19 protein-coding genes are annotated in these 21,985 nt (G+C 62.6%); 16 read left to right on the top strand and 3 right to left on the bottom strand.

The window, feature by feature from the left end:
- Positions 1 to 116 precede the first annotated feature (116 nt).
- Positions 117 to 1,016, bottom strand: coding sequence for an energy transducer TonB (locus tag OC71_RS02015; protein WP_041063513.1), 900 nt, complete (start codon positions 1,014 to 1,016; stop codon positions 117 to 119).
- Between the two features lie 107 nt (positions 1,017 to 1,123).
- Complete coding sequence (gshB, locus tag OC71_RS02010; protein WP_041063511.1) at positions 1,124 to 2,095, bottom strand: glutathione synthase; 972 nt, start codon at positions 2,093 to 2,095, stop codon at positions 1,124 to 1,126.
- 225 nt (positions 2,096 to 2,320) lie between these two features.
- Here gshB and pilG point away from each other — a divergent pair, with 225 nt between their 5' ends.
- The 16 genes from pilG to madM all read left to right on the top strand — a co-directional run bounded on the left by pilG (position 2,321) and on the right by madM (position 20,762).
- Entirely contained in the window at positions 2,321 to 2,725 is a 405-nt protein-coding gene (gene pilG, locus OC71_RS02005) for a twitching motility response regulator PilG (protein WP_041063509.1), read from the top strand.
- Positions 2,726 to 2,785: 60 nt separating this feature from the next.
- Entirely contained in the window at positions 2,786 to 3,151 is a 366-nt protein-coding gene (gene pilH, locus OC71_RS02000) for a twitching motility response regulator PilH (RefSeq protein ID WP_025109154.1), read from the top strand.
- A gap of 10 nt (positions 3,152 to 3,161) precedes the next feature.
- Positions 3,162 to 3,701 carry a chemotaxis protein CheW gene (locus OC71_RS01995; protein ID WP_007964098.1) on the top strand — a complete coding sequence of 180 codons (540 nt, stop codon included), beginning with the start codon at positions 3,162 to 3,164 and terminating at the stop codon, positions 3,699 to 3,701.
- A 154-nt stretch (positions 3,702 to 3,855) separates the two neighbouring features.
- A complete protein-coding gene (locus tag OC71_RS01990) occupies positions 3,856 to 5,910 on the top strand; it encodes a methyl-accepting chemotaxis protein (protein WP_041063506.1) in 2,055 nt (684 codons plus the stop codon).
- 11 nt (positions 5,911 to 5,921) lie between these two features.
- Entirely contained in the window at positions 5,922 to 11,834 is a 5,913-nt protein-coding gene (locus OC71_RS01985; RefSeq protein WP_041063504.1) for an Hpt domain-containing protein, read from the top strand.
- A complete protein-coding gene (locus tag OC71_RS01980) occupies positions 11,827 to 12,297 on the top strand; it encodes a chemotaxis protein CheW (RefSeq protein ID WP_041063502.1) in 471 nt (156 codons plus the stop codon). Before OC71_RS01985 ends, OC71_RS01980 begins: the two co-directional genes overlap by 8 nt.
- A 530-nt stretch (positions 12,298 to 12,827) precedes the next feature.
- The gene (locus tag OC71_RS01975) at positions 12,828 to 13,193 is read left to right on the top strand and encodes a DUF6124 family protein (protein ID WP_041063499.1); all 366 of its coding nucleotides are present in this window, start codon (positions 12,828 to 12,830) and stop codon (positions 13,191 to 13,193) included.
- A 321-nt stretch (positions 13,194 to 13,514) separates the two neighbouring features.
- Complete coding sequence (gene mdcA, locus OC71_RS01970; RefSeq protein ID WP_041063497.1) at positions 13,515 to 15,185, top strand: malonate decarboxylase subunit alpha; 1,671 nt, start codon at positions 13,515 to 13,517, stop codon at positions 15,183 to 15,185.
- On the top strand, positions 15,185 to 16,057 hold the full coding sequence (locus tag OC71_RS01965; RefSeq protein WP_041063495.1) for a triphosphoribosyl-dephospho-CoA synthase: 873 nt from the start codon (positions 15,185 to 15,187) through the stop codon (positions 16,055 to 16,057). The genes mdcA and OC71_RS01965 overlap by 1 nt, the downstream gene beginning before the upstream one ends.
- A complete protein-coding gene (locus OC71_RS01960) occupies positions 16,057 to 16,356 on the top strand; it encodes a malonate decarboxylase subunit delta (RefSeq protein WP_003229075.1) in 300 nt (99 codons plus the stop codon). Before OC71_RS01965 ends, OC71_RS01960 begins: the two co-directional genes overlap by 1 nt.
- Entirely contained in the window at positions 16,349 to 17,200 is an 852-nt protein-coding gene (locus OC71_RS01955; protein ID WP_041063488.1) for a biotin-independent malonate decarboxylase subunit beta, read from the top strand. The genes OC71_RS01960 and OC71_RS01955 overlap by 8 nt, the downstream gene beginning before the upstream one ends.
- Positions 17,197 to 17,982 (top strand): biotin-independent malonate decarboxylase subunit gamma, encoded by a 786-nt coding sequence (mdcE, locus tag OC71_RS01950; RefSeq protein WP_041063486.1) that lies wholly within the window; start codon positions 17,197 to 17,199, stop codon positions 17,980 to 17,982. The genes OC71_RS01955 and mdcE overlap by 4 nt, the downstream gene beginning before the upstream one ends.
- Positions 17,976 to 18,596 (top strand): malonate decarboxylase holo-ACP synthase, encoded by a 621-nt coding sequence (locus OC71_RS01945; protein WP_041063484.1) that lies wholly within the window; start codon positions 17,976 to 17,978, stop codon positions 18,594 to 18,596. The genes mdcE and OC71_RS01945 overlap by 7 nt, the downstream gene beginning before the upstream one ends.
- Positions 18,593 to 19,513, top strand: a complete 921-nt coding sequence (gene mdcH, locus OC71_RS01940) for a malonate decarboxylase subunit epsilon (RefSeq protein WP_041063482.1) — start codon at positions 18,593 to 18,595, stop codon at positions 19,511 to 19,513. The genes OC71_RS01945 and mdcH overlap by 4 nt, the downstream gene beginning before the upstream one ends.
- Before the next feature lie 66 nt (positions 19,514 to 19,579).
- On the top strand, positions 19,580 to 19,996 hold the full coding sequence (madL, locus tag OC71_RS01935; RefSeq protein WP_027610595.1) for a malonate transporter subunit MadL: 417 nt from the start codon (positions 19,580 to 19,582) through the stop codon (positions 19,994 to 19,996).
- A 1-nt stretch (position 19,997) separates the two neighbouring features.
- The gene (gene madM / locus OC71_RS01930) at positions 19,998 to 20,762 is read left to right on the top strand and encodes a malonate transporter subunit MadM (RefSeq protein ID WP_041063479.1); all 765 of its coding nucleotides are present in this window, start codon (positions 19,998 to 20,000) and stop codon (positions 20,760 to 20,762) included.
- A gap of 196 nt (positions 20,763 to 20,958) precedes the next feature.
- Here madM and OC71_RS01925 read toward each other — a convergent pair whose 3' ends face one another.
- Positions 20,959 to 21,879, bottom strand: a complete 921-nt coding sequence (locus OC71_RS01925) for a LysR substrate-binding domain-containing protein (RefSeq protein WP_041063477.1) — start codon at positions 21,877 to 21,879, stop codon at positions 20,959 to 20,961.
- Positions 21,880 to 21,985 lie beyond the last annotated feature (106 nt).

The following is a 21,985-nucleotide window of genomic DNA, read 5'->3' as shown; positions in this document are numbered from 1 at the left end:
CGGCTGCGCAGCAGTCGTAAAATCTGATATCCAGGTGTGTCTGAAAAATGCCAGGGGGCCGCTTCGCAGCCCAGCGGGAGCAAGCTCCCTCGCCACAAAAGCCCTTATGCCGGCGGTCAGTTGCTGGAAAGCTTGTCGCCCCGGGCGAATTTCCAGGTGCGGATGATTTCCAGTCGGTCGATATCCGACAGATCGCCGGTAAACGGCGCGAACGGTGCCGCCAGTCGGACGATGCGCTGCGCCGCCTGATCCAGCAGCGGCTGGCCGGAGGACTCGAGCACCAGCACTTCATACAGCGAGCCGTCGCGGTTGATCGAAACCATCAGGCGCAGGTTGCCGTAAATCTGCTTGCGCCGCGCTTCTTCCGGGTAATTGAGGTTGCCGATGCGCTCGACCTTCTTGCGCCAGTCGTCCTTGTACCAGGCGCCCTTGTCGCGCATGGTCGAGGCCGCGCTCAAGCGGTGAATCCGCGGGCGTTTGGCGTACAGCTGTTGTTCGTTGGCCAGTTCGGCTTCGAGGCTGGCGATGTCGCTGGACAGCTGCGAGCTGTCGAATGTCGGCGCGTTGACCGCAGGCTTGGTTTCGGTTTTGGTTTCTTCTTTCTTGGTCGGCGCCTTTTGCTGTTTCGGCGCCACCGTGGTCACCGCAGCTTTCGGCGCGGCCTCGCGTACTTCTGGCTTGGCGGCCGGAGGCGGGGTGACTTTCTTGACCTGATTGTCCTGGAACGGCGCGACCTCGGTGGTCTTGGGAATCGCCTTCTTGTCGAGGGTGCCGCTGCCTTCCTGGTTTTCCTGAGCGAGAAAATCCGCCTTTTTCGGCTTGGTTTCGCTCTTGAAGGTGGCGAGGGTGATTTCCAGGGTTTTGCTGATTTGCTTGGGCTCGACCATGGTGAAGCCCACGCCGAGCAGCAGCGCCAAATGAATCAGCGCCGCGAGAAACAGGGTAAAACCGAGGCGATCGGCCGGGCGCACGCCACGCTGGGCGAGTTCTGCGGGCAGATCGGACGGGAGGGTCATGACAAGAAAACCAACATCGCGTTTTTCAGAGGCTGCGCATGATAACGCAATGTTGGTTTCACGCCTTGGGCTTCACGCTTCAAGCGACAGACTGCATGTGACGTGCATCAAGCTTGTGGCTTTTTGCCGGCGGCTTGCAGCTTCTTGTCGATCGCGTCCATCAGCATGCCGCCGATGTCGGTGCCGAATGCGTTGTCGATTTCGCGGATGCAGGTCGGGCTGGTGACGTTGATTTCCGTCAGGTGCTCACCGATCACATCCAGACCGACGAACAGCAGGCCTTTCTCACGCAGGGTCGGGCCGACTTGCGCGGCGATCCAGCGATCCTTGTCGGTCAGCGGCCGCGCTTCACCACGACCACCGGCGGCGAGGTTGCCACGGGTTTCGCCCTGGGCCGGAATCCGTGCCAGGCAGTAATCCACCGGCTCGCCGTCGATCATCAGGATGCGTTTGTCACCATCGACGATGGCCGGCAGGTAACCCTGAATCATGATCTGCTGCTTGCCGTGCAGCGTCAGGGTTTCAAGGATCACCGACAGGTTCGGGTGACCGGCGGTATGACGGAAGATCGACGAACCGCCCATGCCGTCCAGCGGCTTGAGGATGACGTCGCCATGGTGGTCGGCGAATTCACGCAGCACGTCCGGACGACGGCTGACGATGGTCGGCGGGGTGCACTGCGGGAACAGCGTGGCGAACAGCTTCTCGTTGCAGTCGCGCAGGCTCTGCGGTTTGTTGACCACCAGCACGCCGGCGGTTTCGGCCTGTTCCAGCAGGTAGGTGGAGTAGACGAACTCCATGTCGAACGGCGGATCCTTGCGCATCAGGATCACGTCCAGGTCGCTCAGCAGGTTGTCCTGCTCGGCGTCCAGTTCGAACCATTTTTCCGGGTTGGCGAAGACTTTCAGCGGCTTCATGCGCGCCCGGGCCTGACCTTCGGCCTGATACAGGTCGCGCTGTTCCATGTAGAACAGTTCCCAGCCACGTTTCTGCGCGGCCAGCAGCATGGCCAGCGAGCTATCCTTTTTATAGGAAATGCTGGCGATAGGGTCCATGACAATCCCGACGCGAACGCTCATTGGGTTTTCCTCGAAAATTGGCTACCGGATCGGTATTGAAAAAGTGCCGCCAGAGTGGCTCCGGGCGGGTTTTCGGTCAAGGAAAAACCCGTCGATAGATTGCATCTGGAGACTGTGCTAAAAAGGCTGGCATAGCGTGCTGGCCCTTGAGCATCAAGGGTTTCCAGCCATTACTCATCGCAAAACGGACAATTTGATTCGCAAAGGCGACGGTAGAGCCCCCTTATGGAACAGCAGTCCAGCGCCTTGAAGGTCATGGTGATCGACGACTCGAAAACGATTCGTCGCACCGCCGAAACGCTGTTGAAGAATGTGGGCTGCGAGGTCATCACGGCCATCGACGGCTTCGACGCGTTGGCCAAGATCGCCGACAACCACCCCGGGATCATTTTTGTCGACATCATGATGCCGCGTCTGGATGGTTATCAGACCTGCGCTTTAATCAAGAACAACAGTGCGTTCAAGGCCACGCCAGTGATCATGCTGTCGTCGCGTGACGGGCTGTTCGACAAGGCCAAGGGGCGGATTGTCGGTTCTGATCAATTTTTGACCAAGCCTTTCAGCAAGGAAGAACTGCTCGACGCGATTCAGGCCCACGTTCCGGGCTTTGCCGCCGTTTTGCCGCAGTAAGACACGTACAGTGACGCTCGGCCAGCGGGCCGGGAGTCGACAAGAAAAATGGGGAAGACCATGGCACGTATCCTGATCGTCGATGATTCGCCGACTGAAATGTACAAACTCACCGGCATGCTGGAAAAGCACGGCCATGAAGTGCTCAAGGCCGAAAACGGCGCCGACGGCGTGGCCCTGGCCCGTCAGGAAAAACCCGACGCCGTGCTGATGGACATCGTCATGCCCGGCCTCAACGGCTTTCAGGCCACCCGGCAACTGACCAAGGATGCCGAGACCAGCCATATTCCGGTGATCATCATCACCACCAAGGATCAGGAAACCGACAAGGTTTGGGGCACGCGCCAGGGTGCGAAGGATTACCTGACCAAACCGGTCGAAGAAGACATGCTGATCAAGACCCTGAACAACGTGCTGGCCGGTTGATCGCGCGGCCATGAACCAGTCGCTGACCGCGTTCGAACTGCTGTGGCAGATCGACCAGCGCTGCCGTCTGCTGGCGGCGGACCTGCCGTCGCAGCCCGGCCGTCAGGATCGCTGGAGCGGCATCGGTTTTCGCCTCGGCGAGCATTGGTACGTGACGCCGATGGGCGAAGTCAGCGAAGTGCTGCACGAACCGCGCTGCACTCAGTTGCCCGGGGTCAAGCCGTGGGTCAAAGGGGTGGCTAACCTGCGTGGGCGCTTGCTGCCGATCATGGACCTGTGCGGCTTTTTCGGTCACGAACTGTCACCGCTGCGCAAACAGCGGCGGGTGTTGGTGGTGGAGCACAACGACGTGTTTGCCGGGCTGCTGGTGGATGAGGTGTTCGGCCTGCAGCACTTCGAGCAGGACAGCTTCGAACCGATCTCGATCAGCAAGCGCCAAGGCTCCAAGGCCGAGTTCGTCAAAGGCTATTTCCGGCGTGAGCAGAACTGGCGGGTGTTCAGCCTGTTTGCGCTGGCCAAATCGCCGGTGTTCATGAGCGTCGCGATTTAGTCGAAACACCACCCAAATCTGTGGGAGCGGGCTTGCCCGCGATGGCGTCAGATCAGTCGCCATAGATGTCGGATGTGCCGGCCTCATCGCGGGCAAGCCCGCTCCCACAGGGTTTTCGGTGAGCTTTAAATGGCGCGGGAATAGGCGAGGACCGATGACAAAAGCAAAAACAGGCAAGTCGGCAGAAGGGTCGCGCAGTCGTTCGCAGATCATCGTGCTGTTCATCGCACTGATCGTGTTCATCATGCTGCTGTTCGCCAACTTCGCCTACCTCAACACCCAGGCCAATTACGACAAGCAGTACATCGGCCACGCCGGTGAGCTGCGCGTGCTGTCGCAACGCATCGCCAAGAACGCCACCGAGGCCGCCGCCGGCAAGGCCGCCGCGTTCAAGCTGCTGAGCGATGCGCGCAACGATTTTGCCCAGCGCTGGGGTTATCTGAAAAAGGGCGACCCGGCCACCGGCCTGCCACCCGCACCAGCCGCCGTGCGCCCGGAAATGCGCGCGGTGCAGCTGGATTGGGAACGCCTGCTGAAAAACACCGACGCGATTCTCTCCAGCGAACAGACCGTACTCTCGCTGCATCAGGTCGCCGCGACCCTGGCCGAAACTGTGCCGCAGTTGCAGATCGAATACGAAAAAGTCGTCGAAATTCTCCTGCAACGCGGCGCCCCGGCGGCGCAAGTGGCGATGGCCCAGCGCCAATCGCTGCTGGCCGAACGCATTCTCGGCGCGGTCAACACCGTGCTTGCAGGCGACGAAAACTCGCAGCAGGCCGCCGACGCTTTTGGCCGCGACGCCACCCGTTTCGGCCAGGTGCTCAACGGTATGTTGCAGGGCAACCCGACCCTGAAAATCAGCCAGGTCGAAGACCGCGATGCCCGTGCGCGCCTGAGTGAAATTTCCGAGCTGTTCCAGTTCGTCTCCGGCTCCGTGGACGAAATCCTCGAAACCTCGCCGGAGCTGTTCAAGGTCCGTGAATCGGCGAGCAACATCTTCAGCCTGTCGCAGACCCTGCTTGATGAGGCTTCGCACCTCGCCAGCGGTTTCGAAAACCTTGCCGGCGGGCGCAGCACCGACACCATTGGCGGCTACGTCCTGGGCTTGCTGGCACTGGCCTCGATCATCCTGATCGGCATGGTCATGGTCCGCGAAACCAACCGCCAGTTGCGCGAGACCGCCGAGAAGAACGAGCGTAACCAGAACGCGATCATGCGCCTGCTCGACGAGATCGAAGACCTCGCCGACGGTGACCTGACGGTGACCGCCTCGGTGACCGAAGACTTCACCGGGACCATCGCCGACTCGATCAACTACTCGGTCGACCAACTGCGCGATCTGGTTGCGACCATCAACCTCACCGCCGGCCAGGTGGCTGCCGCCGTGCAGGAAACCCAGGCCACTGCCATGCACTTGGCCCAGGCCTCGGAGCATCAGGCGCAGCAGATTTCCGAAGCCTCGACCGCGATCAGCGACATGGCCCAGTCCATCGATCAGGTGTCGGCCAACGCCGCTGAGTCCTCGGCGGTGGCCGAGCGTTCCGTGGAAATCGCCAACAAGGGCAACGAGGTGGTGCACAACACCATCCACGGCATGGACAACATCCGCGAACAGATTCAGGACACCGCCAAACGCATCAAGCGCCTCGGCGAGTCGTCCCAGGAAATCGGCGACATCGTCAGCCTGATCGACGACATTGCCGACCAGACCAACATTCTCGCGCTCAACGCGGCGATTCAGGCCTCGATGGCCGGGGACGCCGGACGCGGTTTTGCCGTGGTTGCCGATGAAGTGCAGCGGCTGGCCGAGCGCTCGTCCGCCGCCACCCGGCAGATCGAAACGCTGGTGAGGGCGATTCAGACCGACACCAACGAAGCGGTGATTTCCATGGAGCAGACCACCACCGAAGTGGTGCGTGGCGCGCGACTGGCGCAGGATGCCGGTGTGGCGCTGGAAGAAATCGAAGGTGTTTCGAAAACCCTTGCGGCGCTGATCCAGAGCATCTCCAACGCGGCACAGCAGCAGACCTCGTCGGCCGGGCAAATCTCGCTGACGATGAACGTGATCCAGCAGATCACCTCGCAGACTTCGTCTGGCTCGACCGCCACCGCCGAGAGCATCGGCAACCTGGCGAAGATGGCCAGTCAGCTGCGCCGTTCGGTATCCGGTTTCACCTTGCCGTCGGCGTCCGCGACGGACAAGGCGTGAGTGGAGTGGTTATGGGTGACCGGCACGACTACGTGGCCCTCGAATGGGTCAAGGGTGAAATTGCCGAAACGCTGAAACAGGCGCATCAGGCGATTGAAACCGTGCTCGATGACCCGCAGGCCGCGCCGGGGCTGGATGAGTGCCTGGGCTATATCCATCAGGTGCACGGCAGTTTGCAGATGGTCGAGTTCTACGGCGCGGCGTTGCTCGCCGAAGAAATGGAGCATCTGGTCGAAGCCTTGCAGCAGGGGCGCGTCGCCCATCGCGATGAAGCCCTGCACTTGCTGCTGCAAGCCCTCGGGCAATTGCCGATTTACCTCGATCGCGTGCAGAGCGCCCGCCGCGACTTGCCGCTGGTGGTGCTGCCGCTGATCAACGACCTGCGCAGTGCGCGCGGCGACAGCCTGCTCTCGGAAACCAGCCTGTTCAGCCCGCCACTGCCGGACTTGCCGCCGTTGAACGCAGAAGCGCTGGCAGCGCTGGAGCCGGCCGAATTGCCCAACGTATTGCGCAAGTTGCGCCAGATGCTGCAAATGGCGCTGGTCGGGTTGCTGCGCGAGCAGGACGACCAGACGCACCTCGAATACCTGGCGAAAGTCTTCCAGCGCCTCGAAGCGCTCAGCGGCGATGCGCCGTTGAGTCCGCTGTGGCAGGTCGCTTCAGCGCTGGTCGAAGGCATGCGCGAAGGCTCCATCGCCAACAGTCCGGCACTGCGCAGCCTGTTCAAGGACGCCGACAAGGAACTCAAGCGCCTGCTTGAACAAGGCCCGCGCGGCCTCAATCAGCCGGCCCCGCCGGAGCTGCTGAAAAGCCTGCTGTTCTATATTGCCAAAGCCGAACATCCCACCGGGCAGATGCTGACCATGAAAGATCGCTACTCCCTGGACGACGCGTTGCCCGACAGCGCGATGGTCGACGAAGAACGCGCGCGCCTGGCCGGCCCCGACCGCGATGCGATGCGCTCGGTGCTGGCGGCGCTGTGCGAAGAGCTGGTGCGGGTCAAGGAGCGCCTCGACCTGTTCGTGCGCAGCGACCGTCAACACACCTCCGACCTGGAGAGCCTGCTGGCGCCGTTGCGGCAGATCGCCGATACCCTCGCGGTGCTCGGTTTCGGCCAGCCGCGCAAAGTCATCATCGATCAACTGGCGGTGGTGCTCAGCCTCGCTCAGGGCCAGCGCGAACCGAATGACGCGACCCTGATGGACGTTGCCGGCGCGCTGCTCTACGTCGAAGCCAACCTTGCCGGAATGGTCGGCACCGTAGAGCCGGAAAGTCCCGAAGACGCGCGCCTGCCGACCACCGACCTGACACAGATCCACCAGATCGTGATCAAGGAAGCGCGCATCTGCCTGCAACAGGCCAAGGACATGATCGTCGATTACATCGACGCCGACTGGGATCGCCAGCAACTGCAACCGCTGCCGGAGTTGCTGACCCAGGTGCGCGGCGCGCTGGCGATGATTCCGCTGAGCCGCGCGGCGAGTCTGGTCGAGGCCTGCAATAGCTTCATCCGCGAACACCTGCTGCTCGATCCGCATGAGCCGGGCTGGCAGCAACTGGATCACCTCGCCGACGTCATCACCAGCCTCGAGTATTACCTCGAACGCCTGAGCGACGACCCGCAAGCGCCGAATGAACAACTGCTGGATGTTGCACAGAAGAGCCTCGCCAGCCTCGGTTTCTTTCCTGACGAGCCACCCGGCGAACCTCACGTGCCGTTGCTCGACGATGTACTCAGCCCCAGCGAAGCGCTGGTGATGCAGGACCTGCAGGCGCTGGACGATCCGCAGACCGTGCAGTCGCTGGCCGAGGTGCTGGCCAGTCCGGTATCGGCAGTCAACCCGCCTGCCTTGATCACCCCCGGCAGCCTGATGCCGCCGCCGCGCGATGAAGCACCGGTGGACGATGAACTGCGCGAAGTGTTCCTCGAAGAGACCGACGAGGTGCTCGAAGTCCTGCACGAATACCTGCCGCGCTGGACGGCTGACACTCATGACCGCGCCGCCCTGACCGAACTGCGCCGCGCCTTTCACACCTTGAAGGGCAGCGGGCGCATGGTGCGTGCGCTGATCCTTGGCGAGCTGGCCTGGGCGGTGGAAAACCTGCTCAACCGCGTGCTGGAACACAGCGTCGAGCCCGGTGCGCAGGTGCAGCAGTTGCTCACCGACACGGTGTTGTTGCTGCCGGAACTGATCAGCGAATTCGCCACTCAGCGCCAGCGGCAGCGCAGCGATGTCGATCAACTGGCGGCCCGCGCGCATGCGCTGGCCAAAGGCGTCGAGCCGCTGGCGGCCGAAGACGTCGACGATGTGGCGGCCCTCGATCCGCTGTTGCTGGAGATCTTCCGCAACGAGGCCGAAACCCACCTCGCCAGCCTCAACCGCTTTCTCGATCAGGCCGCCGAGCATGTGCCGCTGCCGGCCAGCGACGAATTGCAGCGCGCCTTGCACACGCTCAAGGGCAGTGCGTCGATGGCCGGCGTATTGCCGATTGCCGAACTGGCCGCGCCGCTGGATAAACTGGCGCGCGAGTTCAAGGCGCATCAGTTGCCACTGGATCTGGATGAAGTGGAATTGCTCCTCGAAGCCGAAGGCCTGTTCCGCGTTGGTTTGCGCCAGCTCAAGCACGATCCGCTGGCGCCGATTGTCGGTGCGCAGTCGCTGATCAAACGCACCGAAACGCTGCTGGCCGAACGTCTGGAAGCGATCCTCAGCGCGCCGAACACCGGCCTGCGGATCAAGCGCGATCCGCAACTGATCAACAACTTCCTCGCCCAGGGCATGGACATCCTGCTCGATGCCGAAAGCCTGTTGCAACGCTGGCAGCAACACCCCGGCGAGCGCCAGGAACTCAGTGCGCTGCTGGATGAGCTGACCACGTTGGGCGAAGGCGCACACCTCGCCGATCTGCTGCCGGTGGATGTGTTGTGCGAAGCCTTGCTCGACCTGTATGGCGCTGTCGAAGAAAGCAGCCTGGCGGTCAGCGACAGGTTTTTCCACGAAGCGCAGAACGCTCATGAAGCGCTGATCAACATGCTCGACGAACTGGCTGCCGGCCAGGAAATTACCCCGCAGCCGCAGCGCATCCGCGCCTTGCACGAACTGCTCGATGAAAGCCTCGATCCGACGGCGATGGGGCTGATCCGCAGCGACGGCAGCCGCACCTTGAACATCAGCGAACTGGGTGCCGCCACCGCCGAACTGTCCCGCGCCAATGTCGAGACTGCGCCGGACGACGAGATCGTCGAGATTTTCCTCGAAGAGGCGGTAGACATTCTCGACAGCGCCGGGCAAGCCTTGCAACGCTGGCTGAGCGACCCGGACAACGCTGCGCCGCTGTCGTCGTTGCAGCGCGATTTGCACACGCTCAAGGGTGGCGCGCGGATGGCCGAGGTCGACGCCATCGGCGATCTGGCCCATGAGCTGGAAAGCCTTTACGAAGGGCTGGTGGATCGTCGCTACAGTCACAGCGATGCGCTGGGCCGCTTGCTGCACAAGGGCCATGACCGCTTGGCCTTGTTGCTGGAGCAGTTGCAGGCGCATCAACCATTGCGCCCGGCGCAGGATCTGATCGAGACGATCCGCCAGTTCCGCCAGGGCGCCGCCGGTACTGCCGAAGCGGCGCAACCGACGGCTGAATCAGACAGCGCGGCGCATGATCCGGAGCTGCTGGACATCTTCCTCGAAGAGGGTTTCGACATCATCGAAAGCTCCGGCGCGGCGTTGCTGCGCTGGCAGGCCGAGCCGGGCAATCGGCAGGAAGTGGAAACCCTGCTGCGCGATCTGCACACGCTCAAGGGCGGCGCGCGGATGGTCGAGATCGGCCCGATCGGCGACCTCGCCCATGAGCTCGAATTCCTTTACGAAAGCCTCGCCACCGGCGTGCTGCAGCCGTCCGCCGAACTGTTCGCGCTGGTGCAGCGCGGGCATGACCGCCTGGCGCAGATGCTCGACGGCGTGCGCGCCGGGCAGCCATGCCCGCCGGCGGATCGGCTGATCAACGCGATCCAGAATTTCAGCCATCCGGCGACCCCCGACACGCCGCCGTTGCGGCCGATTCCGGCCAAGACCGAGCCTGCGGTGCCTGCCGCCGATGCCGGCGCGGACATGGTCAAGGTCTCCGCCGAACTGCTTGATGAACTGGTCAATCTGGCCGGCGAAACTTCGATTTTCCGCGGGCGTATCGAGCAGCAGGTCAGCGATGCGCAAACCGCGCTGAACGAGATGGAAACCACCATCGAACGCATGCGCGATCAGTTGCGCCGGCTCGACACTGAAACCCAGGGACGGATTCTCAGCCGTCAGCAAGTCGATGCCGAACGCCTCGGTTACGAAGAGTTCGACCCGCTGGAAATGGACCGCCATTCGCAGTTGCAGCAACTGTCGCGGGCACTGTTCGAATCCGCCTCCGACTTGCTCGATCTCAAGGAAACCCTCGAGCGCCGCAACCACGACGCCGAGAACCTGTTGCAGCAACAGGGGCGGATCAACACCGAGTTGCAGGAAGGCCTGATGCGCACGCGCATGGTGCCGTTCGAACGGATGTTGCCGCGCCTCAAACGCATCGTGCGGCAGGTCGCCGAAGAGCTGAACAAAGACGTCGCGTTCATCATCGGCAACGCCGAAGGCGAGATGGATCGCAACGTGCTGGAGCGCATGGCCGCGCCGCTGGAGCACATGCTGCGCAACGCCGTCGACCATGGCCTGGAGTCGGCCGAAGTGCGGCTGGCGGCGGGCAAACCGGCGCAGGGCACGATCACCCTCGACCTGACCCGCGAGGGCGGCGACATCGTTTTCGATATCCGTGACGATGGCGCCGGGGTGCCGCTCGAAGCGGTGCGGCGCAAGGCGATCAAGCGCGGCCTGCTGGCACCGGACGCCGAAATCAGCGACCGCGACGTGCTGCAGTTCATCCTGCAGCCGGGCTTTTCCACCGCGGAAAAGATCACTCAGATTTCCGGACGCGGCGTCGGCATGGACGTGGTTCACGAAGAAGTCCGCCAGCTCGGCGGCACCATGAGCATCGATTCGGTGCCGGGGCAGGGCGTGCATTTTCGCATTCGTCTGCCGTTCACCGTGTCGGTCAACCGCGCGCTGATGGTGCAGTGCGGCGAGGATCAATACGCGATTCCGCTGAACACCATCGAAGGCATCGTCCGCGTGTTGCCGAATGATCTGGAAGCGCACTACCGCAACGATCCGCCGAGCTACCACTACGCCGGTCAGCGCTACGAACTGTGCTATCTGGGCGAGCTGCTGAAAACCGCGCCACGCCCCAAACTGCTCGGCCAGAGCCTGCCATTGCCGGTGCTGCTGGTGCAGTGCAATGACCGGCACATCGCGGTGCAGGTCGATGCGATGGCCGGCACTCGCGAGATCGTGGTCAAGAGCCTCGGCCCGCAGTTTGCGGCGGTGCAAGGAGTGTCCGGGGCGACGATTCTCGGCGATGGTCGGGTGGTGCTGATTCTTGATTTGCTCGCGCCGATCCGCGCGATGCAGGCGCGGATCGCCCAGCATCCGGCGCAGGCGGACATCGACAGTGAGCCGCAGAAACCCCTGCTGGTGCTGGTGGTCGACGACTCGGTCACCGTGCGCAAGGTCACCAGCCGTTTGCTCGAACGCCACGGCATGAACGTGCTGACCGCCAAGGACGGCGTCGACGCGATGCTGCTGCTCGAAGAACACATGCCCGACCTGATGCTGCTCGACATTGAAATGCCGCGCATGGACGGCTTCGAAGTCGCCACCCAGGTGCGCCACGACGAACGCCTGCAACACCTGCCGATCATCATGATCACCTCGCGCACCGGGCAGAAACACCGCGACCGTGCGATGGCCATCGGCGTCAACGACTACCTCGGCAAGCCGTATCAGGAATCGGTACTGCTCGAAAGCATTGCCCACTGGAGCAAGAAACATGCATGAGCGTCGCCACAACGCGCGCAGCAGCCAACTCACCGGCCTGCTGCTGCCACTGGCCGACCGCAACCTGATCCTGCCCAACGTCGCCGTCGCCGAGCTGATCGACTACCAGGCCAGCGCCTTCGACCTCGATACCCCGCCGTGGTACCTGGGGCGGGTGAGCTGGCGGGAGCGGCAGATTCCGCTGCTGAGTTTCGAGTCGGCGTGCGGGCAGAAAATCGTTATCGGCGAACGCGCGCGGATCGTCATCCTCAACGCCCTCGGCGGCTTGCCGCGGCTGAAATTCATTGCGCTGCTGGTGCAGGGGATCCCGCGTTCGTACAAGCTCGACAGTCAGTTGAGTTATGTCGATGTGCCGTTGTGTGCGCTGGAACAGGCGGCGGTGCAGGTCGGGGAACAGGTGGCCAAGGTCCCGGATTTGTTGGGGTTGGAGCAGTTGTTGGTGGAGGCTGGGCTGGTTCACTGATTTAGAGGTTTGTGGTGCTTTGACTGGCCTCATCGCTGGCAAGCCAGCTCCCACAGTGTCCGCGTCGTATTCGGATTTTGTGAGTCACACAAAACCCTGTGGGAGCTGGCTTGCCAGCGATGGGGCCAGTTGAATCAGCAAATTCTTACAGGAAAATCTTCAATTTCTGCAGTGCAATAAACACTTTCCAGCACAGCTGTTTAAAGACACCCGGTGTTACGCCTCACCAGCCTACAAATCCTTGCGCCACTGCCTACGCATGCACCAGAATCCGCCGGCTTGTGCGCCCTCGGCAGGCTGCGTAACTTGATTGCGTCACTGATTCCCAGTGATCGGGTTTAGCAGCCCGTGGTTAATCTAAGGGTGCACATACATCATCGTCAGGCTCAGTGCCTGCATTCGATGGCGGCTGTGCGCAGGGCGCTTCGGCGCGCCGGCTTCCTTAGGTTCCCCGGTCTGCTAACCTGCGTTCAGCTGCCACCCCTTCTTTTAGCAGAGAAGCGGTTCCAGCCTTATTTCGGAACCTGAGAATGATTAAACCAACACCAAATCCGCCGCCAACAGATGCGGCATCCCCTTACGAAGCCCCCGAATCAAAGAAATTCCACGAAGCCGCCGAACGCGCCCTCGACCATTACCTCGGCCCGCCAAAACCCGACCTCATGGCCACGCCCTACACCCCCAACACGCTGTACATGGCCAACCCCGACGCCGACAGCGAATCCCTGCTGGCCGACGCCAGCGAATCCCTCGGCTCCGCTACGGTCATGCTCAACAACCATGCGGCGCTGGTGCAAGGCACGCACCGCAAGACGCTGCAGGGCATTGCTCAGGTGGTGATGGTGGCGGAGATGGCGGTGAATCGGGTGTTGGATAGGTTGGTGCCGACGGAGTGATTAAAAGCCGACCCTCACCCCAGCCCTCTCCCGGAGGGAGAGGGGGCCGACCGAGGTGTCTGGCGTTGTACATCGACCTGAAAAACCGAGTCGATTATGGATTTGGTAAACCTGGTGAATTCCGGATTCAGTACAACACTCCCAGGTCGGCGTATCCCTTGAGCATCCCCCAATCAGTCCCCTCTCCCTCCGGGAGAGGGCTAGGGTGAGGGCAGCTCTCGATCGTTACCCTGACCGTAACGATCCACCACCGCGCTTGATTGATGCGCCCCGCTCACACGCCTACCTTGGCTCCACGACAGCGAACCCCGTGGAGTGAGCATGACAACAACAATTTCCCCCGACTCGCGCTGGACGCGGCGGCGTGACGAGAAGCAGCGGCGTCTCGACAAGGTGCGCGGGCTGGCCGACGGTGTGGTACTGCCAAGCGACAAGATCGTCGCCGCGCTCGAAGCGCTGATTCATCCCGGCGACCGGGTGGTGCTGGAGGGCAACAACCAGAAGCAGGCGGATTTCCTTTCCCGTTCGCTGGCCAAAGCCGATCCGGCCAAGCTGCATGATCTGCACATGATCATGCCCAGCGTCGGTCGCTCCGAGCACCTTGATCTGTTCGAACGCGGCATCGCCCGCAAGCTCGATTTCTCCTTCGCCGGCACCCAGAGCCTGCGCATCAGCCAGTTGCTCGAAGACGGCTTGCTGGAAATCGGCGCGATTCACACCTACATCGAACTCTACGCGCGGCTGGTGGTGGACTTGATCCCCAACGTCGTGCTCTCGGCCGGGTTCATGGCCGACCGCGCCGGCAACATCTACACCGGCCCCAGCACCGAAGACACCCCGGCACTGATCGAACCGGCGGCCTTCAGCGACGGCATCGTCATCGTTCAGGTCAACCAATTGGTCGACGATGTCAGCGAACTGCCGCGCGTGGATATTCCGGCGTCATGGGTGGATTTTGTGGTGGTGGCCGACAAGCCGTTCTACATCGAACCGCTGTTCACCCGCGACCCAAGGCACATCAAACCGGTGCACGTGTTGATGGCGATGATGGCGATTCGCGGGATCTACGAAAAACACAACGTGCAGTCGCTCAACCACGGCATCGGTTTCAACACCGCCGCGATCGAACTGATCCTGCCGACCTACGGCGAATCCCTCGGCCTCAAAGGCAAGATCTGCCGCAACTGGACGCTCAACCCGCACCCGACGTTGATCCCGGCGATCGAGAGCGGTTGGGTCGAGAGCGTGCATTGCTTCGGCACCGAACTGGGCATGGAAAACTACATCGCCGCGCGCCCGGACGTGTTCTTCACCGGCCGCGACGGCTCGCTGCGCTCCAACCGGATGTTCTGCCAACTGGCGGGGCAGTACGCGGTGGATCTGTTTATCGGCGCAACGTTGCAAGTCGATGGCGACGGCCATTCTTCGACCGTCACCCGTGGTCGCCTCGCCGGTTTCGGCGGCGCGCCGAACATGGGCCACGACCCGCGCGGTCGGCGTCACGGCACCCCGGCGTGGCTCGACATGCGCCACGACGACGCGCCGCAACCGATGCTCGAACGCGGCAAGAAACTTGTCGTGCAAATGGTCGAGACCTTCCAGGAGGGCGGCAAACCGACCTTCGTCGAAACCCTCGACGCGGTGGAAGTGGCGAAGAAAAGCGGTATGCCGCTGGCGCCGATCATGATCTACGGCGACGACGTCACCCACCTGCTCACCGAAGAAGGCATCGCCTACCTGTACAAAGCGCGCTCGCTGGAAGAGCGCCAGGCGATGATTGCAGCGGTCGCCGGCGTCACCGCCATCGGCCTGCGCCACAACCCGAAAGACACTGAACGCATGCGCCGCGAAGGCCTGATCGCTTTGCCCGAAGACCTCGGCATCCGCCGCACCGACGCCACCCGTGAACTGCTGGCGGCGAAAAGCGTGGCCGATCTGGTCGAGTGGTCCGGCGGCCTCTACAACCCGCCCGCCAAGTTCAGGAGCTGGTAATGCACGCACTCAACCTGCAAGCGAAACCCCTGAGCCTGAGCGAACGCCTGGCCGATCTGGCGGTGGATGCGCTGATCGACGAAGCCGATCTGTCGCCGAAACCGGCGCTGGTCGACCGGCGTGGCAATGGCGCGCACACCGATCTGCACCTGGGCCTGATGCACGCTTCGGCATTGTCGTTGTGGCCGGCGTTCAAGGAAATGGCTGAAGCCGCAGCTGAAATCGGCGCAGTCGATTCAACGTTGCGCGAAGCGATTGGCCGCCTCGGTCGCGAAGGCGAGCAAGCGATGCTCGCGACCACCAACGGGGTGAATACCCATCGCGGAGCAATTTGGGCACTGGGATTACTGGTGACCGCCGCTGCGCTGGAACCGAAATCCTCCGGCGCCAACGCCGTCTCTCTTCGCGCCGCACGTCTGGCCTTGCTGGATGATCGCTACGCACCAAAACCGCTGAGCCACGGCGCACAAGTCGCCCTGCGTTACGGCGCACGCGGTGCCCGTGAGGAAGCGCAACTCGGCTTCCCTTCCGTGTTGCAACGCGGCCTGCCGCAACTCAAACGCAGCCGCGCCAACGGTCACGGCGAACAGAACGCCCGGCTCGATGCGCTGCTGGCGATCATGACCGATCTGGCCGACACCTGCGTGCTCTACCGCGCCGGTGAACAGGGCCTGCACGCTATGCAGCAAGGCGCGCAAGCGGTGCTCGACGCCGGTGGCAGCGCCAGCCTCAACGGGCGTCGGCGCCTGCACGCACTGGATCAACAACTCATCGCATTGAATGCCTCGCCCGGTGGCGCCGCCGACTTGCTCGCCGCCACGCTGCTGCTCGACCGAATCGAGCGCGACGGCATCCTTCAGGGAGCGTTTTGATGGAAACCTTATCCTTTGAATTTCCCGCCGGGCAGCCGCCACGCGGGCGCGCGCTGGTCGGTTGTGTCGGCTCGGGCGATCTGGAAGTGCTGATCGAGCCGGGGCTGGCCGGCAAGCTGACGATCAATGTGCAGACTTCGGTCAACGGTGCGCAGCAGCGCTGGCAGCATCTGTTTGCGCGGATGTTCGACGGCACCACGCCACCGGCGATGGCCATCGATATTCACGATTTCGGCGCCACGCCGGGTGTGGTGCGCCTGCGTCTGGAACAAGGTTTCGAGGAGATCGGCCATGACTGACAGCGCAGCGCTGTTGCACAAGCACAGCTTCGTCGAACTCGGTGCGCGGCAACGGGCGAAAGCCTTGCTCGACGCCGGGACCTTCCGCGAATTGCTCGACCCGTTTCAACGGGTCATGTCGCCGTGGCTCGAACGCCAGGGCGTGGTACCGCAAGCCGATGACGGCGTGGTGATTGCCAAAGGCAGCCTCGATGGCCTGCCGCTGGTGATCGCCGCGATTGAAGGCGCGTTCCAGGGCGGCAGCCTCGGCGAAGTCGGCGGAGCGAAGATTGCCGGCGCGCTGGAACTGGCCGCCGAAGACAACCGCAAAGGCATCCCGACGCGCGCCGTGTTGCTGCTGGAAACCGGTGGCGTGCGCTTGCAGGAAGCCAATCTCGGGTTGGCGGCGATTGCCGATATTCATGCGGCGATTGTCGACTTGCAGCAGTACCAACCGGTGGTCGGCGTGGTCGCGGGCAGCGTCGGTTGTTTCGGCGGCATGTCGATTGCCGCTGCGCTGTGCAGTTATTTGCTGGTGACCCAGGAAGCGCGCCTTGGGTTGAACGGCCCACAGGTGATCGAGCAGGAAGCCGGGATCGAGGAATACGACTCCCGCGACCGGCCCTTCATCTGGAGCCTGACCGGTGGCGAGCAGCGTTTCGCCAGCGGCTTGGTGGATCGTTACGTCGCCGATGATGTGGCACAGATTCGCCAGCAGGTCGGTGCGTTGCTGCAACAGGGTTTGCCAACCCGGCCGCGCAGTCAGCGTGCCGATTGGTTTCTGCAACGCCTGAACCGTTTGGACACTGGCAAGCAAATCGAACCGTCGGTGGTTCGCGATCTGTATCAAGGAGAGCGCTCATGAGTGGTTATTCCGTGCGCGGTTTGAACTGGTTCAACGCCCTGAGCGCTGGCGCGAAAGCCGTAGAAGGCTTGCCGCCGTCGTTGCAAGTTGCCGATGGCGAACTCGGGCGATTTATTGCGGTGGTCGCTGACCCCGACAACCGTTTCCCACGGGCTCGCAACGGCGAAGTCGGTTTGCTCGAAGGCTGGGGTCTGGCTAAGGCTGTGGATGAGGTGATCACGGCTGATCATGATCAAGCTCACAAGCGCCCGATCATCGCCATCGTCGATGTTCCGAGCCAGGCTTACGGCCGCCGCGAAGAAGCCCTCGGCATTCACCAGGCCCTGGCCGGTGCGGCGGACGCTTATGCCCGCGCCCGTCTGGCCGGGCATCCGGTGATTGCGCTGCTGGTGGGCAAGGCGATGTCCGGGGCGTTTCTGGCCCACGGTTATCAGGCCAACCGCTTGATTGCCCTGCGCGATCCCGGGGTGATGGTGCATGCGATGGGCAAGGCCTCGGCGGCGCGAGTGACACTGCGCAGTGTCGAGGAACTGGAAGCACTGGCCGCCAGCGTGCCGCCGATGGCCTATGACATCGACAGCTACGCCAGCCTCGGATTGCTCTGGGAAACCCTCTCGGTGCAGCAGATCGAGCAGCCGACGGCGGAGGATCTGGCGCGGGTGACCGAGTGCCTGAAACAGGCCATCGGCGATATCGCCAGCACTGACTTGAGCAAGCGTCTCGGTGCGAAAAACCGTGAAGCGTCCAGCCGCGTGCGTGAACTGCTGAGGGCGCAGTGGTGAACCTGCCACTGGCCCACGATCTGCTGTGGGGCATGACCCCGGCGCAGTTGCCGGCGGATGCGCCGCAGTGGGCAGTCGAATCGCTGGCTGCCGGGCAACCGGTGGTGGTGCGGCGGGCGGTGAGCGCTGAAGGTTTGGTCGCGGTGGGCGTGCGCGGTGTGTTCCGTGAGCAGCGGCTGGCGGCGTTTATGGCGCTCGATTCGATTGCCTGTCGGGTCAGCCCCGAAGCGCTTTGTCATGTCGATTGCGCGCGCGATCTGCCAGTGATGCAGGCCCTCAAACAACTGCGGCCGATGCTCGATGATTGCGGTTGGGTCTGGGGCATCAGCGGCAGTGTCGGGTTTGAGTTGGCCAGTGGTTTTGTCGCGATGCATGAGGCCAGCGATCTCGATCTGATTCTGCGTACGCCGCAGATGATCACCCGTAATCAGGCACGCAAACTGGTCGCGGTTTTTGATCAAGCCGTGTGCCGGGTCGACATGCAATTGCAGACGCCGTTCGGTGCAGTCGCGTTGCGCGAATGGGCCGGCGGGTCTGCACGGGTGCTGCTGAAAAACGCCCATCAAGCCTGTTTGGTGGCTGATCCGTGGAACCCGCAGGAGCAGGCAGCGTGAGCAGCCTGCTGGTGTTCCCCGGCCAGGGCGCGCAGCAACCGGGCATGCTCCAGCGTTTGCCTCGGGCAACCTTGACCGAGGCCAGCGAGGTGCTCGGTGAAGATGTCGCATTGCTCGATTCTGCCGATGCGTTGCGCAGCACCCGGGCGGTTCAGCTGTGCCTGTTGATCGCCGGGGTCGCTGCCTCGCGGCAGTTGCTGCAGGACGGACTCACGGCGGATTACGTCGCCGGCCTGTCCATCGGCGCATACCCGGCAGCGGTGGTCGCCGGGGCGCTGAGCTTCAGCGATGCGTTAAATCTGGTCAGCCTGCGCGGTGAATTGATGCAGCAGGCTTATCCACAAGGCTTTGGCATGACCGCAATCATCGGCCTGCAATTATCCACCGTCGAAACGCTGCTGGCGCAGGTGCACAGCGCGGAGTCGCCGGTTTACCTGGCCAACATCAACGCCGATAACCAGGTGGTGATTGCCGGCAGTGACGCGGCGATGCAAGCGGTGGCGGAACTGGCGCGCAGTCGTGGCGCCGGTCTGGCGAAACGTCTGGCGGTGAGCGTGCCGTCGCACTGTCCGCTGTTGGAAAAACCTGCGCAAATCCTCGCCGAAGCCTTCGCCAAAGTTGAACTGAAGACTCCGAAAATCGCTTACCTGAGTGGCAGTCGCGCGCGTCCGCTGATCAAGACTGACGCCCTGCGCGACGATCTCGCGTTCAACATGTGCCGCGTGGTGGACTGGCGCGGCACCGTGCAAAGCGCTTACGAGCGCGGCGTGCGTTTACAGATTGAACTGCCGCCCGGTGCGGTGCTGACCGGGCTGGCGCGCCGGGTGTTCGAATCGGGCACGGTCACTGCCTTCGACAGTGCGCGTCTGGACACCTTGCAGGCGCTGTTGCGAGAGGAGGGTGGCCGCCGACCATAAACCGCCGCGACTCAGGCTTCGAACAACAAAAACAACATTCGACGATGCACTTTGAGGACTACAACAATGATTATTTACGGTGTGGCGCTGTTGGCGATCTGTACGCTGGCAGGGGTGATCATGGGCGACATGCTCGGCGTGTTGCTGGGCGTCAAATCCAACGTCGGCGGGGTCGGCATCGCCATGATCCTGTTGATCTGCGCGCGGTTGTGGATGCAGAAACGCGGCGGCATGACCAAGGATTGCGAGATGGGCGTCGGCTTCTGGGGCGCAATGTACATTCCGGTGGTGGTGGCGATGGCCGCGCAACAGAACGTCGTCACCGCCCTGCACGGCGGCCCGGTGGCGGTGCTGGCGGCCATCGGTTCGGTGCTGGTCTGTGGCTGCACGATTGCCCTGATCAGCCGCACCCATAAAGGTGAGCCATTGCCTGACGAACCGGTGGAAGTCACCCCGGTCGGTACCCCGGTAGGAGGTCGCTGACATGTGGGCACTCATTGAAAACGGTCTGGAACACAACGGCCTGATCACCGCGTTCGCTTTCGTCGGCGTGATCATGTGGGTCTCGGTGATTCTCTCCAAACGCCTGACTTTCGGGCGCATTCACGGCTCGGCGATTGCCATCGTCATCGGTCTGGTGCTGGCCTGGGTCGGCGGCACCCTGACGGGCGGCCAGAAAGGCCTGGCGGATCTGACGCTGTTCTCCGGCATCGGCCTGATGGGCGGGGCGATGCTGCGGGATTTCGCGATTGTCGCCACGGCGTTCGAAGTGCAGGCGACCGAGGCGAAGAAGGCCGGGTTGATTGGCGTGATCGCGCTGCTGCTCGGTACGGTGTTGCCGTTCATTGTCGGCGCGTGCATGGCCTGGGCCTTCGGCTATCGCGATGCGGTGAGCATGACCACCATCGGCGCGGGCGCGGTGACCTACATCGTCGGGCCGGTGACCGGCGCGGCGATTGGCGCGACTTCGGATGTGATGGCGCTGTCGATTGCCACCGGGTTGATCAAGGCGATTCTGGTGATGATCGGCACGCCGGTCGCGGCGCGCTGGATGGGCCTGGATAATCCGCGTTCGGCGATGGTGTTCGGTGGTCTGGCCGGGACGGTGAGCGGGGTGACGGCGGGGCTGGCGGCGACGGATCGGCGGTTGGTGCCTTATGGGGCATTGACGGCGACGTTCCACACCGGGCTTGGGTGCTTGCTGGGGCCTTCGCTGTTGTTCTTCATTGTTCGCGGGATTGTGGGCTGAAAATCAAAAGCCCCTCACCCTAACCCTCTCCCGGGGGGAGAGGGGACTGACCGAGTTGGATGCTGGAGGTATGCCGACTTGAAAGTCCTGAGTCGAACTCAGGTCTTGAAACCCATGAAGATCTGCTCCCTTTCCCCCTCTACCCTTTGGGGGAGAGGGCTGGGGTGAGGGGGTAGCTCTTGATCTTGATTTTGCTCTAAATCCCAACCTGGCGATTGGCATACATCCGACACTCCGCCAGCAACGCCAGCAGATTCGGATCGCGCTCCTTGGCCTTCAAGAACACCACGCCAATGTGCTGCTGCAAGCGGTACTTCTCCTGCAACGGGATCAGCTTCACCCGATTCTCGTACACCGCCGCAATCCTTCCTGGCAGCAGCGCATAGCCGACCCCGGAGCTGACCATGCTCAGCAGGGTGAAGATGTCGTTGACCTGCATCGCCACCTTCGGCTCGAACCCCGCTTGCTTGAATACCCGAATGCCGTCCTGATGGGTGGCGAAGCCTTGGGTCAGGGTGATAAAGGTTTCGTCGCGCACCTCGGCCAGATCGACTTCACTGCGTTGGGCGAACCTTGAATCTGCCGGTGTGGCGAGGAAAATGTCGTCGGAGAACAGCGGGATCTGCTCGCAGTCCGGGTCGCTGACCGTGTCGTCCAGCGACACCAGAATCGCATCGACTTCCATGTTCTTCAGTTTGTAGAGCAGGTCGATGTTGGAGCCGAGGATCAGGTCGATGTTGAGTTCGCTGCGGCGGATCTTCAGGCCCATGATCAGTTGCGGTACGGTTTTCACCGTCAGCGAGTACAGCGAGCCGAGTTTGAAGCGTTCAGCGGAGAAACCGGCGGCCTCGCGGGTCAGGCGCACACTCTCGACCACGTCCTGGATCAGCTTCTGCGCGCGTTCTTCGAGCACGTAGGCGCTTTCCAATGGCGTCAGGTTGCGCCCTTCATGCTTGAACAGCGGGCAGCGCAGGGCGCTTTCCAGCGAATGGATCGCCCGGTGCACGCTGACATTGCTGGTCTGCAACTCGGCTGCGGCACGCGCCAGATTGCCGGTGCGCATGAAGGCGAGGAACACCTCGAGTTTTTTCAGGGTCAATTCTTCGTCGATCAGCATGGCGCGGACTCTTTTTAGAATGCGTCGATTGTGCCCGGTATGCGCCGCTCTTTGTAGGAGCTGCCGGAGGCTGCGATCTTTTGATCCTGGCTTTGAACAGAAACAT

This window comes from Pseudomonas sp. W15Feb9B, assembly GCF_000828175.1.
Lineage (GTDB): Bacteria > Pseudomonadota > Gammaproteobacteria > Pseudomonadales > Pseudomonadaceae > Aquipseudomonas > Aquipseudomonas parakoreensis.
The sequence above is the reverse complement of the archived record's forward strand: the minus strand, read 5'-3'. Positions and strand labels throughout refer to the sequence as shown.